Raw genomic sequence first — 14066 nt, forward strand, 5'->3', positions numbered from 1 at the left:
TATTTTGTAAAACGAGAGGTCGCCATACAAGGTGCCCGGGGTCCTCGGGGTCTCGGAGATGTGTATAAAGAACAGGCCCGCCGCTGATCGAGCTCGACCGGGCCAGCGTCATCCGCGGCCAGGTCCGCGTCCTGCACGAGCTGACCCTGCGCATCGACGCCGGCCAGCACACCGCCGTGCTCGGCGCCAACGGCTGCGGCAAGTCGACCCTGATCAAGCTGGTCACCCGCGAACTGTATCCGCTGGCACGCGCCGACGGCACGCCGCCGGTGCAGGTGCTGGGCCAGTCGCGCTGGCAGGTGGACCGGCTGCGCTCGCAGCTGGGGATCGTGACCGGCGACTTCGGCAGCAATCTGGCCGGCATGGCCGGACTGACCGCCGAGGACGCCGTGCTCAGCGGCCTGTTCGCCAGCTTCGTGATCCCGCCGTTCCGCCAGATCAGCGAGGACATGCGCACCGCCGCGGCGGAGGCACTCGAACGCGCCCACGCCCTGCCGCTGCGCCATCGCCCCTACGCCGAACTTTCCACCGGCGAGGCGCGCCGCGTGCTGATCGCCCGCGCCCTGGTCAACCGCCCGCAGGCGCTGCTGCTGGACGAACCCGGCACCGGCCTGGACCTGGTCGCGCGCGGCCGCCTGCTGGCCATGCTCGGCGACCTGGCCCGGCAGGGCGTGACCCTGCTGCTGGTCACCCACCACATCGAGGAGATCGTGGCGGAGATCGAGCGGGTGGTCGTGCTGCAGGCCGGCCGCATCCTCGCCGACGGCCCGCGCCGCGCGGTCCTGACCGACGAGATCCTTTCGCAGGCCTTCGGCGGCCCGGTCCGGGTCTGGCGCGAGAGCGGCGCGCACGGCACCGAACGCTACCTGGCCGCCGCCGGGGGCTGACCGTGCCCGAGCTGCCCGAAGTCGAGACCACCCGCCGCGGCCTGGCGCCGCACGTCGAAGGCCGCCGCGTCGCCACCGTGACCCTGCGCCGCCCCGACCTGCGCTGGCCGATTCCCGAGGAAATCCGCCGCGACCTGCCCGGCCGCCGCATCGCCGCCGTGCGCCGCCGCGCCAAGTACCTGCTGCTGGACACCGACGAAGGCGACAGCGCCCTGCTGCACCTGGGCATGTCCGGGATGCTGCGGGTACTGCCGGCCGATACGCCGGTCGGCAGCCACGACCACGTCGACATCGCCCTGGATTCGGGCCGCGTGCTGCGCTTCACCGACCCGCGCCGCTTCGGCAGCCTGCTCTGGCAGCCGGCCGGCAGCGAACACGAACTGCTGCGCGGACTCGGCCCGGAGCCGCTGTCCGACGCTTTCCATGGCGATTACCTGTTCGAACGCAGCCGTGGCCGCAGCGCGCCGGTGAAGGCGTTCCTGATGGACCAGCGCATCGTGGTCGGGGTGGGCAACATCTACGCCGCCGAAAGCCTGTACCGCGCCGGCATTTCGCCGCTGCGCGCGGCCGGACGCATCTCGTGCGGGCGCTACGCGGCGCTGGCCGGTGCCGCGCGCGACATCCTCGCCCACGCCATCACCCGCGGCGGCACCACCCTGCGCGATTTCCTCAACCCGGATGGCGCGCCCGGTTACTTCGAGCAGGAGCTGTCGGTCTACGGTCGCGGCGGCCTGCCCTGCCCCGGCTGCGGCACCCCGCTGCGCGAGGCCAGCATCGGCCAGCGCGCCAGCGTCTGGTGCCCGCGCTGCCAGCGCTGAGCGCTCACCCCCTGTAGGAGCCCACTTCAGGGGGCGACCCGACGCAAGCGGATCGCAGCCACGTCCAACGCGACCTCTCCGGCGGCTGCGCGTTGAACGCCGCACGTTCCGGCGGGATCGGGTCGCCCCCTGAAGTGGGCTCCTACAGGGAGTCTTCCGGCGGGCGCGGGGGCGGCGGTCGCGGCGGCCGGAAAGCGGCTATATTCAGCTCCTTGGCGCAGTCGTGGAGACGACGATGGCCGACTCTCCCGAGAGTTCCCCCGAGATCACCGTGTGGCTGGATGCCGCGCGCGGCGGAGACCGCGAGGCATTGGACCGCGTGCTGGGCACGCTGTACCAGGAACTGCACACCCTCGCCCGCCGGCAGCTCTCCGGCCAGCAGAACAACACCCTGGACCCGACCTCGCTGGTCCACGAGTCCTACCTGAAGCTGGTCGGCGCCAGTAACGGCGCCCGCTTCGAGGACCGTGCCCACTTCTTCGCCTACGCCGCCTCGGCCATGCGCAGCGTGGTGGTCGACTACGCCCGCAACCGCATGGCGCGCAAGCGCGGTGGCGACCTCAAGCGCGTCGCCGAGATCCCCGAGGAAGCCGAAAGCAGCCTGCGCCTGGACGAGAACCTGCTGGCGCTGGACACCGCCCTGGAGCGCCTGGCCGCGGTCGACCCCAGGCTGGCCAAGGTGGTGGAGCTGCGCTACTTCGCCGGGCTCTCCGAGCAGGAGATCGCCGACCTGCTGCAACGTTCCGAGCGCAGCGTGCGCCGCGACTGGCAGAAGGCGCGCCTGTTCCTGCTCGCGGCCATGCGCGAGGACTGACCGCGTCCGCGGCGCGGGGAAGCCCATGGACGCCGCACGCTGGCAACGCCTGTCGCCGCTGCTGGACGCGCTGCTCGACCTGCCTGCGGCCGATCGCGCCGGCGAACTGCAGCGCCTGCGCGACGAAGACCCCGACCTTGCCAGCGAGCTCGAAGTCCTGCTCGCCAGCGAGGAGGACGGCAACGACTTCCTGCACGATCCCCTGCCCGGCACCCGCCCGGCGTCGCGCGAGGGCAGCCGCCTGGGACCGTACCGGCTGGAGCGCCTGCTCGGCGAAGGTGGCATGGGCCAGGTCTGGCTGGCCGAGCGCGCCGACGGCCTTTACCGGCGCGAACTGGCGCTGAAGCTGCTGCGCCCCGGCTACGCCGATCCCAACCTGCGCCTGCGCTTCTCCCGCGAGCGCGAGATCCTGGCGCGGCTGCAGCACCCCAACATCGCCCGCCTGCTCGACGCCGGCATCGGCGAAGGCGACCAGCCCTACCTGGTGCTGGAATACGTCGAAGGCGTGCCGCTCACCGAGTACTGCAACAGCCACGCGCTGCCGGTGGAGGCGCGCCTGCGCCTGTTCCTGCAGGTGTGCGCGGCGGTCAGCCACGCCCACGCCAACCTGATCGTGCACCGCGACCTGAAGCCGTCCAACATGCTGGTCACCGCCGACCGCGACGTCCAGCTGCTGGATTTCGGCATCGCCAAGCTGCTCGACCGCGACGGCAGCGAAACCGCCCACGCGCGCACCGAGGTGCGCGCCTTCACCCTGCACTACGCCGCGCCCGAGCAGGTCCGCGGCGAACCGGTCAGCACCCTCACCGACGTCTACTCGCTGGGCGTGGTCCTGTACGAACTGCTCGCCGGCGACAAGCCCTACCGGCTGCGCCGGCAGAGCGATGCCGAATGGGAGCGGGCGATCCTGGAAGTGTCGCCGCCGCGGCCGTCGGTGGCGGTGCAGCGACTGGCCGAGGTCGGCCAGCTCGAGGCGGTGCATGCGCGGAGGCTGGCACGGCGGCTGCGCGGCGACCTCGACAACATCGTGCTCAAGGCACTGAGCAAGGTGCCGGCGCGACGCTACAGCTCGGCCGAGGCACTGGCCCGCGACATCGGTCGCCACCTCGAGGGCCGCCCGGTCGAGGCGCGCCCGCCGCGGATCGGCTACCAGCTGCAGAAATACCTGCAGCGGCACCGCTTGGGCGCCAGCCTCGGCGCACTGGCCATCGTCACCCTGCTTGCCGCCCTGGCCCTGACCCTGTGGCACGCGCACGAGGCACGGCACGAGGCGGCGCGCGCGCAGGCGCTGCAGCGCTTCGTGCTGGGCCTGTTCGACCACGCCGGCGGCGCCCAGCGCAACGAGGGCATGGCCATGCGCGAACTGCTCTCGGCCGGGGCGCGGCGCGCCGAAAGCGAGCTGGAAGACCAGCCGCGCGCCCGCGCCGAACTGCTGGGCGTGATCGCACGCATGTACCTGGGCATCGGCGACTATCGCCAGGCGCTGGCGGTGTCCGAACGGCAGCGGCAGTTGCTCGCCGGCGACGATGGCGCGCCGGCGGGCCTGCGCCTGGACGCTGCCAGCCAGCATGGGCGCGTGCTGCGCCTGCTCAGCCGCTCGCAGGAATGCGCGGCGCGGATGCAGCCGCTGGCCGAGACCGCGCAGCGCCTGGAAGCCGGACTGCCGCAGCAGGCGGCCGACTTCTACACCCAGTACGGGCGCTGCCAGCGCATGCTCGGCCAGGCGTACGCGGCACGGCAGTGGTACGAACGCGCCATCGCCCTGAACCGCGACGTGCTGCACGACGATGTCGGCGTTGCCGAGGGCACGATCGACCTGGCGGCGCTCGAGAGCGACGCGGCGCGCACCGGGCCGGCGATCGCCCGGTTCCTCGCCGCGCGGCGCCTGCTGCGCGGGCAGCTGGCCGACCGGCACCCGCTGATGGTCGATATCCAGCGCAGCCTCGGCGCGCTCTACCTCGACCGCGGCCAGGCCATCGAAGCCGAGCGTGCGCTGCGCTCGGGCCTGGGCCTGTCGATGGAGCTGCACGGGCCCGGCCATCCCTTCACCCTGGCGGTGCGTCGCCAGCTGGGCCAGGCCTACCTGCAGCTGGGCCGGCTGGCCGAAGCCGAACAGGCGCTGCAGGCCCAGCACGGCCCGACCGAAGCGCTGCTGGGCCCACGCCATCGCGAGACCGCGCTGAGCCTGGACGCGCTGGGCCGGCTCGCGCTCGAACGCGGCGACGCCGACGCGGCCGTGGCCCATTTCCAGCGCGCGGTGCAGATCTGGCGCCAGCCCGACGGCCGCCACCTGCTCGACTACGGCCTGGCCGACCTGGCACGCGCGCAGCAGGCGCGTGGCGAATCCGCGGCCGCGCGCGGCACGCTCGACGAAGCGCGCCGGGTGCGCATCGCCCGCCTCGGCGCCAGCCACCCGGCGGTGGGCGACCTGGATCGCCGCATCGGCGAGATGCTGCTCGACGCGGGACAGTCCGACGCGGCACTGCCCTGGCTGGAACGCGGCAGCCAGCTCACCGCGGTCGGTTACGGCGCAACCGACCTGCGCACGCACCAGGCACAACTGGCGCTGGCCCGCTGGCAGGCCGCCAAGGGCGACGGCGACGCCCTTGAACGCTTCCTCGCCACGCTGCCCGATAGCGATGCCGCGCTGGTGCCGCTGCGCTGGGAAGCCCGCGCCTACGCCGCCCGGGCCCGCTGCATCGGCGGCGATGCCAGCGGCGGCGGCGAACACCTGCGCGCCCTGGATGCCGAACTGCGCAGCGCGCGCCCCGAAGGTGGCAGCCTGTCGCGTGAAGTCGACGCACTGGCCGACGCCTGCCCATCGCTCCCGGACGACGTCGCCCGGACCACCGCGGCGCGCTGACGGCTTGCGTAAGATGTCCCGCCCCCCTTTCACCCGCCGCGCCATGCAACGCCGCCAGTTCCTGACCCGCGCCGCCACGGCCCTCGCCGCCGCCGGCCTGCCGTTGCCGCTGCTCGAGGCGCTGGCCTCGCCGGCCACCCTGGGCCCACGCCATCCGTTCGACTACGCCTGGCTCAAGGGCCATGCACGCGCACTCGCCGGCCGTGCCTACGCGCCGCGCAGCGACGCGCTGCCGGCACCGGTGGCGAACCTGACCTGGGACCAGTACCAGGCCATCTCGTTCCGCCAGGACCACGCGCTGTGGAGCGATGTCGCAGGCGCCAGGTTCCAGGCCAGATTCTTCCACCTGGGCCTGTACTTCAAGCGCCCGGTGCGCATGTTCGAAGTCGCGGGCGGGCAGGCGCAGGAACTGGCCTACGATCCGGCCATGTTCGACTTCGGCCGCAGCGGGGTGAACGGGAAGAAGCTGCCGCAGGACCTGGGCTTCGCCGGCTTCCGCCTCAATTCGCCCGACGATGTCCGCCGCGACTGGGCCGCGTTCCTCGGCGCCAGCTACTTCCGCGCGGTCGGTTCGAGCATGCAGTACGGGCTGTCCGCGCGCGGCCTGGCGATCGATACCGGCATGCCGCGGCCGGAAGAGTTCCCGGACTTCACCGCGTTCTGGCTCGAGCGCCCGGCTCCGGGCTCGGAAACGCTGGTGGTCTACGCGCTGCTGGATTCGCCCGGCGTGGCCGGCGCCTACCGCTTCGCGATCACCAAGGGCGAGCCGCTGGTGATGGACGTCGATGCGGCGCTGTATCCGCGCAGGGAGATCGAGCGCATCGGTATCGCCCCGGCCACCAGCATGTACCAGGTCGGCGAGAACGACCGCCGCATGGACTGGGACTGGCGTGCGGAGATCCACGACAGCGACGGCCTGGCCATGCACAGCGGCAGCGGCGAATGGATCTGGCGGCCGCTGGGCAATCCCGAACACCTGCGCTTCAACGCCTTCGCCGACGAGAACCCGCGCGGCTTCGGCCTGCTGCAGCGCGACCGCGACTTCGATCATTACCAGGACGACGGCGTGTTTTACGAGAAGCGCCCCAGCCTGTGGGTCGAGCCCAGGCACGGCTGGGGCCGCGGCTCGGTGCAGCTGGTGGAGATCCCGACCGTCGACGAGACCTTCGACAACATCGTCGCGTTCTGGAACCCGGAAGCGAAGCCGCAAGCGGGCCAGGAACTGCTGTACGGCTACCGCCTGTACTGGGGCGAACAGCCGCCGGTACTGCCGCCGCTGGCACGCACGGTGGCCACGCGCACCGGACTGGGCGGGGTGATCGGCTTTGAGCGCAAGCGGTTCTCGCAGCGCTTCGCGGTGGACTTCGCCGGCGGCGGGCTGGCGGCGCTGGCCGCGCGCAATGCCACGGTGGAAGCGATGGTGGAAAGCTCGCGCGGCGAACTGCAGACCGTGTCGGCGCGCCCGCTGCAGGCCATCGACGGCTACCGCGCGATGTTCGACGTGGTCCCGCCGGACGATTCGACCACCCAGATCGACCTGCGCCTGTACCTGCGCCATGAAGGCCGCGCGCTCAGCGAGACGTGGCTGTACCAGTGGAACCCGCCGCCGCCGTCGGAACGCCGCCTGTACTGACGCGGGCGGGGCGAGCTCCGCTCTACAGCAGCGGCACTTGCAGCGGCTCGATCAGGCCTTCGCCGCGCATCACCTTCTTGAACTCCGGGCGGCTGACCGAGACGTAGCGCTCGTTGCCGCCGATCTCCACCTGCGGGCCGTCCTGCACCGCGCGGCCCTGCGCGTCCACGCGCACGTTCATGGTCGCCTTCTTGCCACTGTGGCAGATCGTCTTGATCTCCTGCAGCTCGTCGGCCCACGCCAGCAGGTACTGGCTGCCCTCGAACAGTTCGCCGCGGAAATCGGTGCGCAGGCCGTAGCACAGCACCGGGATGTGCAGGCGGTCGACCACCTCGCTCAGCTGCCACACCTGCGACCGGCCGAGGAACTGCGCCTCGTCGACCAGCACGCAGCCCAGGGTGCCGTGCGCGGCCAGATCGGCCTCGACCAGCCGCTCCAGGTCGGTGTCGCGCTCGAACGCGGTGCCCTCGGCGCGCAGGCCGATCCGCGAGGCGACCACGCCGCCACGGCCGCCACGGTCGTCCAGGTGCGGGGTCAGGATCAGCGTGCGCATGCCGCGTTCGCGGTAGTTGTGCGCCGACTGCAGCAGGGTGGTGGTCTTCCCGGCGTTCATCGCCGAGTAGTAGAAGTAGAGCTTGGCCATGCGCGGATTCTACCGGCGGCCGCCCCCTCCGCGCCGTGCGCCGCGTCCTTCAGTCGGGCTTGCCGGCGGGGTCCACCTGCTCCACGCCGCCCACATCGACCTGCTCGCGCACCGGAGCCTTCCAGATGCGGTCCTGCAGGCGCCAGTAGGCCTCCGGCTCCCAGTAGTCGCTGTCGTAGTACTGGTCCCCGCGCAGGGTGAAGCCGGTCTCGGCCAGCGGCCCGGTGAAGGGAATGATGGTGATGAGGCCGGCGAACCCGAGCCGGCTGCCGGTGGTCTGCCGCATCGCGCGCCTGAGCGTCTTTTCCAGGCGCGGCTTGGCCACGTGGTCGCCGTACTCGGCCAGGATCGCCTGGCCGCGGCGCAGGGCGTCCGCGCGCCCGGCCTCGCCCAGCGCATTCCAGTAGGCTTCGCGGCCCAGCAGGAAGTCGCGATAGAGCCGCTCGGCGGCGATGTCCATCCAGGCGTAGGCGAGCGGACGGTCCTGGGCCACCCCCATGCCTTCCCAGTACATGCCGGCGATGATCGCCTGCGAGGGCTTGTCGGCGTACCGCGCCGCGCGTTCGAAGTATTCCAGGGCACGGGCGTAATCCTGCCCTTCGTAGGCGCGCAAGCCTTCGGCGCGCCAGCGCAGGTCCGGGTGCGCGGCCAGGAAACCCTCGGTCATCACCTGCGGATCGATTTCCGGCGCGCGTCCGCCCGAGGCCATCGCCGGCATCGCCGCCAGGCACAGCACCAGTATCGCCAGGCGGGCCGTCCGGGACATGCAGCCGCTTCTCGCAGGAACGTTGGCCGCACTCTAGTCGCCGCTCCGGTGCCCATCAACGTGCCATCCGTCACCCCGCCGCGGCCGGCCGGACGGCGGCCCGCCGCGTGCCGCGTTGTAGAATCCGCTTCCGGTTCCGTTTCCCGCCGCATGCATTTCCTCAATCCCCCCCAACGCGCCGCGGTCCTGCACGACGAAGGCCCGCTGCTGGTGCTGGCCGGCGCCGGCAGCGGCAAGACCCGGGTGATCGTGGAGAAGATCGCCCACCTGGTCGGCACCGGCCGCTATCCGGCGAAGCGCATCGCCGCGATCACCTTCACCAACAAGTCGGCGAAGGAAATGCGCGAGCGCGTGGCCAGGCGGATCAAGGGCGATGCAGCCGAGGGCCTGACCATCTGCACCTTCCACGCGCTGGGGCTGAAGTTCCTGCAGATCGAGCATGCCGCCGCCGGGCTCAGGCGCGGCTTCTCGATCTTCGACGCCGACGACAGCGCCGCCCAGGTCAAGGACCTGATGCCGGGCGCCAAGCCCGACGCGATCGACGACGCGAAGAACCTCATCTCCCGCGCCAAGAACGCCGGCCTGTCGCCCGAACAGGCACTGGCCGCGGCGCGCTCCACCCGCGAGATGGAGGCGGCCAAGCTGTACGCGCGCTACCAGGCGCGCCTGTCCTCGTTCAACGCGGTCGACTTCGACGACCTGATCCGGCTGCCGGTGCAGATCCTGGAGGAGAACGAAGAAGTCGTCATGGCCTGGCGCGAGCGCATCGGCTACCTGCTGGTGGACGAGTGCCAGGACACCAACGATGCCCAGTACCGCCTGTTGAAAGCGATCGCCGGGCCGAAGGGCAACTTCACCTGCGTGGGCGACGACGACCAGAGCATCTACGCCTGGCGCGGCGCCAACCCGGAGAACCTGGAGCAGATGGGCCGCGACTACCCGGCTCTGCAGGTGGTCAAGCTCGAACAGAACTACCGCTGCTCCAACCGCGTGCTGCGCGCGGCCAACGCGCTGATCGCGCGCAACCCGCACCAGCACCTGAAGACGCTGTGGAGCGAGCAGGCCGACGGCGAGCGGATCCGGGTGTGGGAATGCCGCGACAACGAGCACGAGGCGGAGAAGGTCGCCGCCGAGATTTCCTTCCTGCACGAGTCGCAGCAGGTGCCGTGGAGCGAGTTCTGCATCCTGTTCCGCGGCAACCACCAGTCGCGGGTGCTGGAAAAGGCGCTGCAGCTGCTGCGCGTGCCCTACCACCTGACCGGCGGCACCGCGTTCCTGGAGCGCCAGGAAGTGAAGGACGCGCTGGCCTGGCTGCGGGCGATCGCCAATCCCGAGGACGACGCCGCCTTCCTGCGCGCGGTGCAGTCGCCGAAACGCGAAGTGGGCGCGACCTCACTGGCGAAGCTGGCCGAGCTGGCCCACAGCAAGCACATGCCGATGTCGCGCGCGGCGCAGTCGATGGGCGCGCTGCAGCAGTTGCCGCCGCGCGCGGCCAATGGCCTGGGCGCGTTCAACAACGCGATCGCAGACCTGCGCGAGCATGCGTCGAAGCTCAGCGCGGCCGACCTGGTCCGCCGCCTGGCCGAGAAGTCCGGCCTGCTCGCCGACCTGCGCGGCCAGTGCAAGGACGAGGCTTCGTTCCAGCGGCGCAAGGCCAACCTGGATGAACTGGCCGAATGGTTCGAAGGCGGCCCGCGCGGCGCCAGCGCCGGCGACCTGGCCGCGCAGCTGGCGCTGCTGTCGCGCAACGACAAGGACGACGGCGGCAACCAGGTGCGGCTGATGAGCCTGCACGCGGCCAAGGGCCTGGAGTTCGGCTACGTGTTCATCGTCGGTTGCGAGGACGGCACCCTGCCGCACGAGGCCGCGCTGGAGGAGGGCTCGCTGGAGGAGGAGCGGCGGCTGATGTACGTCGGCATCACCCGCGCCAAGACCCGGCTGTGGCTCAGCCACAACCGCGAGACCCGCCGCTTCCGCGAGAAGGTGCGGCTCAAGCCCAGCCGCTTCCTCGACGAACTGCCCGCGGCCGAACTGCAGCGCGACGGCGCCGACCCGGTTGCCGACGCGGCGGCGAAGAAGGAGCGCGCCGCCGCCAGCTTCGCCGCGATCCAGGCGCTGCTGGGCGAGTGAAACCCGGCGCATCGCCGCACGCGCGTCGATGCGCTAGTCTCGTTCGACGGAGGGACGTGCATGCTGTTCGACCTGCTCGGCGCGCTGCTGGCGCTGTATCTCGCGTACGCCTTGGCCCCCGGTGAAGTGGTAGCCAGGTCCGGTCCGGGCGCGCGGCGCTATGTCCGTGCCGAATCGCCGCGCGGCTACTGGGGCGTCATCGCGATCTATGCGGCACTGGCCGTCGCCCTGGTCACGGTGTTCTGACCCGGTCATGGCGGCCCGCCGGCCGGCCGCCTGCGCCGAGCCGGTAAACTGCGCGCCACTGCCGACTGCGAGACCGCGTTCCATGCGTCTTTCCCTGCCCTGCGCCGCGCTCGCCGTGGCCCTGCTCGCCGCCTGCCAGCCGGTGCGCCAGGAAGCCCCCGCCCGGGCGCCGGCCGCCGCCGAAACGACCGCCGAAGCGGCTACGGTGCCCGCCGACGACAACCTCAACGCCGTGCTCTGGGTCCAGCGCGCGGCCGAATACCGCGCCGTGGCGATCCAGACCTACCGCTCTGCCGCCGACCACCTCGACCAGGCGCTGAAGCAGCCGCACTGGGACGCGCTGGTGCCGACCGAGCGCGACAACCCCGGCCGCGGCCTCAGGCCAGCGGTGATCCTGGACATCGACGAGACCGTGCTCGACAACTCGCCCTACCAGGCCCGCCTGGTCCGCGACGGCCTGGAATACAGCGACCCGACCTGGGACGCCTGGGTCGAGGAACGCCGGGCGCAGCCGGTGCCGGGCGTGCTCGAGTTCGCCCGCGCCGCGCAGCAGAAGGGCGTGACCCTGCTGTACATCTCCAACCGCGCCGTGCACCTGAAGGACGCGACCCTGGCCAACCTGCGCGCCGCCGGCCTGCCGGTGACCGACGACAGCGTGTTCCTCGGCCTGGGCACGGTGGTGCCGGGCTGCGAGCAGGAAGGCTCGGAGAAGGATTGCCGCCGCCGCCTGGCCGGACGCAACTACCGGGTGCTGATGCAGTTCGGCGACCAGCTCGGCGACTTCGTCCAGATCGACGCCAACACCCCGCAACGCCGCCAGGCCCTGCTCGACGAATACGACGACTGGTTCGGCGAACGCTGGTGGATGCTGCCCAACCCGACCTACGGCAGCTGGGAGCCGGCACTGTTCGACAACAACTGGCGGCAGCCGCGCGAGGATCGCCGCGCGGCCAAGCGCGCCGCCCTGGACGTGGCGCCGTGAGCCGCCCGCCGCTGCCGCTGGCGCCGGACGAGCGCCTGATCTTCGCCCTGGACGTGCCTGGCCGCACCCAGGCGCGCGAATGGGTCGACCGCCTGGGCGACTCGGTGCGCTTCTACAAGATCGGCATGGAGCTGCTGGCCTCGGGCGAGTACTTCCAGGTGCTCGACGACCTGGCCGCACGCGGCAAGCGCGTGTTCGTGGACCTGAAGTTCTTCGACATCCCGGCGACCGTGGCCGGCGTGATCCGCGGCCTGGAGCGCTGGCCGGTCAGCTACTGCACCATCCACGGCTGGCACCCGGCAATGATGCAGGCCGCGGCCGAGGCGAACGCCGGATCCGCCATGCGCCTGCTGGCGGTCACCGTGCTGACGTCGATGGACGGCAACGACCTGCGCTCCATGGGTATCTCCGGCGAACCCGAAGCCATCGTCGTCGAACGCGCCCTTGCCGCGCAGGCCGCGGGCATCGATGGCGTGATCGCGTCCGGCCTGGAGGCCGGCCCGATCCGCCGCGCCACCGGCGCCGGCTTCTCCATCGTCTGCCCGGGCATCCGCCCCGGCGGCCCGGCCGGCGACGACCAGAAGCGCAGCGTCGGCGTGGCCCGGGCCTTCGCCGACGGCGCCGACGCCATCGTGGTCGGCCGGCCGATCCGCCAGGCCGCCGATCCGCGCGCTGCGGCCGAGGCCATCCAGGCCGAGATCCTGCGCTCTATTTCCTGAAATATCAGCCACTTGAAATGTGCAATTTCAAGTGTTGCTTCAGCTCGCCGGGGGCGCTAGGATGGCCCGCGTCCGGTCACTGGCCGGAGCCGTGCCACAACACGATGTCCTCCGGCATTGCCGGATTGGGGAGGCCAGGTGCCTCCCTTTTTCTTTGCGGCCGCCTTGCCGCCGCCACCGGGCTGCGGCCACACTCGGCCCGGACCCACCGGATGCCGCCGCCCATGCTCCCATCGTGCTGCCACCGGCCGATCCGCACTGCCGCGTGCGCCCTGCTGTTGCTGGCCGTGATCTTCCTGCCCACCGCCTGCCGCCGTCCGCCGGCCACGCCCGGTGAGCTGCCCGGTGCGGCCAGCGAGCCGGCCGGCGCCGTGCGTCAGCTCGCCGACCACCTGCAACGCAACGCCTGGAAGCGTTCGCCCGCGACGCGCTGCCGCCGGCGGAGCACGCGTACCTGGCCGATGCCTGGGCCCAGGGCCACAGCCGCTGGCCGCTGACCGAGCTGCCGCTGGACGACCAGCTCGGCCCGCTGCTGGCCACCCTCTCCGCCGCCGGGGCCGAACGCGAACTGGTGCGGACCTTCGACCGCCAGATGGCCGGCCAGGACAAGGCCCTGCGCGACGCGGCGCGCTCGCTGGCGCTGTTCGGCCAGCAGTACCTGGGCACGCAGGGCGAGTACAGCGACGAGGAGCGCGCCCATTACGTCCAGATCGTGGCCGCGCTGGGCCAGTGGTCGGCGACCGCGCCGCTGGGGGAACGCAAGCGTGGCCACGCCGCGATCGCGCGCCTGGCCGAAGCGGCCCGCGCCACCGGCCTGGACGGCGACGACGCCCTGGCCGCGGCCGGCATGGACGGGAGCCTGCGCCAGCTGGGCCCGTTCGCCGCGGCCGCCAAGGCGGTGCTGGCCGACTACGGCCTGGACCTGGACCACAGCCTGGCCGACCTGCGCACCGGCCTGGTCGAGGAGAAGGGCGACCACGCCACCGTACGCATCCACTACCCGCTGGCCGGACGCGAGATCGACACCCTGGTCAGCCTGACCCGCCGCGACGGGCGCTGGTACCTGAGCGACTACCTGGAACACGCCGCCGAACTGCTGGCCGAGCCGCCCGCAGGTGGCGAGCCGGGGCTGCCGGGACTGCCGCTGCCGCCCGTCGCCATGCCCGACACCGATACCGGTCCGGCCAGCGCCCCGCCGGCCGGGCCGGCCACTGGGCGATAATCCCCCCATGCCCGAACAGAACTCCCTGCCGTTCCCGGAACCCGCGCCCGGCGCCAAGCCGTCGACTTCGCCCGCCACGCCGGCCGCCACGCCGCCGGGCACGGCGGCCGACGGCGCGAAGGCCAGCGGCGCGGCGACCACGCCGGAGGCGGCCACGCCCGGAAGCGTCACCCCCGAAGCGCCGGAGGCGATCACCGCCGCAGGCACGGGATCCACAACCCACCCGCATCCGGAACACGAATCCCCGCAGCCGCAGGCCATGGCTTCGACTGCAACCGCCCCGGCCGATGCTGCCGCCGTGGTCCCGGCCCCGCCGCTGGCCCCCCGCTGTCCCCTATTCACA

At 72.1% G+C, this 14066-nt stretch carries 12 protein-coding genes and 1 pseudogene; 11 read left to right on the forward strand and 2 right to left on the reverse strand.

Features of this window, described 5'->3' with window-relative positions; translation table 11 throughout:
* The first annotated feature begins 83 nt into the window (after window positions 1-83).
* The 5 genes from CSC64_RS12985 (at window position 84) to CSC64_RS13005 (ending at window position 7015) form a co-directional block, all read left to right on the forward strand.
* Window positions 84-887 carry an ABC transporter ATP-binding protein gene (locus CSC64_RS12985; protein ID WP_162435764.1) on the forward strand — a complete coding sequence of 268 codons (804 nt, stop codon included), beginning with the start codon at window positions 84-86 and terminating at the stop codon, window positions 885-887.
* A gap of 2 nt (window positions 888-889) precedes the next feature.
* On the forward strand, window positions 890-1705 hold the full coding sequence (gene mutM / locus CSC64_RS12990; protein WP_162435755.1) for a bifunctional DNA-formamidopyrimidine glycosylase/DNA-(apurinic or apyrimidinic site) lyase: 816 nt from the start codon (window positions 890-892) through the stop codon (window positions 1703-1705).
* Between the two features lie 235 nt (window positions 1706-1940).
* Window positions 1941-2519 (forward strand): ECF-type sigma factor, encoded by a 579-nt coding sequence (locus CSC64_RS12995; protein WP_162435756.1) that lies wholly within the window; start codon window positions 1941-1943, stop codon window positions 2517-2519.
* A gap of 25 nt (window positions 2520-2544) precedes the next feature.
* Complete coding sequence (locus CSC64_RS13000) at window positions 2545-5382, forward strand: serine/threonine-protein kinase (protein WP_162435757.1); 2838 nt, start codon at window positions 2545-2547, stop codon at window positions 5380-5382.
* Between the two features lie 43 nt (window positions 5383-5425).
* Entirely contained in the window at window positions 5426-7015 is a 1590-nt protein-coding gene (locus CSC64_RS13005; RefSeq protein WP_162435765.1) for an OpgD/OpgG family glucan biosynthesis protein, read from the forward strand.
* Between the two features lie 22 nt (window positions 7016-7037).
* On the opposite strand, the gene CSC64_RS13010 is transcribed toward CSC64_RS13005, so the two are convergent.
* Window positions 7038-7658, reverse strand: a complete 621-nt coding sequence (locus CSC64_RS13010) for a thymidine kinase (RefSeq protein ID WP_162435758.1) — start codon at window positions 7656-7658, stop codon at window positions 7038-7040.
* Window positions 7659-7707: 49 nt separating this feature from the next.
* The gene (locus tag CSC64_RS13015; RefSeq protein WP_162435759.1) at window positions 7708-8424 is read right to left on the reverse strand and encodes a sel1 repeat family protein; all 717 of its coding nucleotides are present in this window, start codon (window positions 8422-8424) and stop codon (window positions 7708-7710) included.
* 150 nt (window positions 8425-8574) lie between these two features.
* Here CSC64_RS13015 and CSC64_RS13020 point away from each other — a divergent pair, with 150 nt between their 5' ends.
* The 6 genes and pseudogenes from CSC64_RS13020 to CSC64_RS13980 form a co-directional block, all read left to right on the forward strand.
* Entirely contained in the window at window positions 8575-10554 is a 1980-nt protein-coding gene (locus CSC64_RS13020) for a UvrD-helicase domain-containing protein (RefSeq protein ID WP_162435760.1), read from the forward strand.
* A gap of 60 nt (window positions 10555-10614) precedes the next feature.
* Window positions 10615-10800, forward strand: a complete 186-nt coding sequence (locus CSC64_RS13025) for a hypothetical protein (RefSeq protein ID WP_162435761.1) — start codon at window positions 10615-10617, stop codon at window positions 10798-10800.
* Window positions 10801-10882: 82 nt separating this feature from the next.
* Window positions 10883-11782, forward strand: a complete 900-nt coding sequence (locus CSC64_RS13030) for a 5'-nucleotidase, lipoprotein e(P4) family (protein WP_162435762.1) — start codon at window positions 10883-10885, stop codon at window positions 11780-11782.
* Window positions 11779-12501, forward strand: a complete 723-nt coding sequence (gene pyrF, locus CSC64_RS13035; RefSeq protein ID WP_162435763.1) for an orotidine-5'-phosphate decarboxylase — start codon at window positions 11779-11781, stop codon at window positions 12499-12501. Before CSC64_RS13030 ends, pyrF begins: the two co-directional genes overlap by 4 nt.
* A gap of 571 nt (window positions 12502-13072) precedes the next feature.
* Entirely contained in the window at window positions 13073-13723 is a 651-nt protein-coding gene (locus CSC64_RS13040; protein WP_238390045.1) for a hypothetical protein, read from the forward strand.
* Window positions 13724-13730: 7 nt separating this feature from the next.
* Window positions 13731-14066 (forward strand): annotated as a pseudogene (locus tag CSC64_RS13980) (hypothetical protein); the annotation flags it as partial.

The organism is Pseudoxanthomonas koreensis (genome assembly GCF_010093225.1).
In the GTDB taxonomy this organism is placed as follows: Bacteria; Pseudomonadota; Gammaproteobacteria; order Xanthomonadales; family Xanthomonadaceae; genus Pseudoxanthomonas; species Pseudoxanthomonas koreensis.